Genomic DNA, 527 nt, shown 5'->3' with positions numbered 1-527 from the left:
ACATGTACACAATCGAAGATCTTTCTGGGTCTAAAGTTGATTCATATAAATACGAAGTTACATGGTTACCTGAATCTGTTATCCCTGTAAAAGTACAAGGCGAAAATAAATAATTACATTACAAATTACAAAAGTAAATAAAAGAAAACTAATTAAAAAGGAAAAAATTAAAATGAAAAAATCAATCACACTTGCAACAACTATCGCACTCGCAGCTGTAATCGGAACAACAGCATCAGCTGATACTATTAATGGTATTCAAGTTGTATCTAATGATGGTCATACAATTGTATTGGCTAATGGTCAGAAAGCTCATATCGATAATAATAAAGTTTATATGGATTATATCGGTGAAGTAGTTCTTTCTCCAGATGTTAAACCAGTTGATATTCCTAATCAACAAGATCCTACTAACAAAGTTCCAACACAAACAGTTGAACAAGGTATACCAACGCCCACTCAACAAACGCCAGATACTCCAAAGGTACCTACTACACCTAATCAGCAAGTTCCAACTAAAACACCTA

At 33.2% G+C, this 527-nt stretch carries 2 protein-coding genes; both read left to right on the top strand.

What is annotated here, in order from left to right:
• Positions 1-2 precede the first annotated feature (2 nt).
• A complete protein-coding gene (locus N1032_RS28655; protein ID WP_456319129.1) occupies positions 3-113 on the top strand; it encodes a beta-sandwich lipoprotein in 111 nt (36 codons plus the stop codon).
• A gap of 59 nt (positions 114-172) precedes the next feature.
• The coding region (locus N1032_RS27720; protein ID WP_259543952.1) for a hypothetical protein at positions 173-527 on the top strand (355 nt) is incomplete at its 3' end.

This window comes from Herbiconiux daphne (genome assembly GCF_024979295.1).
GTDB classification, from domain to species: domain Bacteria; phylum Actinomycetota; class Actinomycetes; order Actinomycetales; family Microbacteriaceae; genus Herbiconiux; species Herbiconiux daphnes.
This window is presented reverse-complemented; position numbering and strand designations above follow the sequence as displayed.

Bases quoted from the DNA above. Each gene is read 5' to 3' on its own strand.
- N1032_RS28655 (WP_456319129.1), top strand. From the start codon at position 3: ATGTACACAATCGAAGATCTTTCTGGGTCTAAAGTTGATTCATATAAA.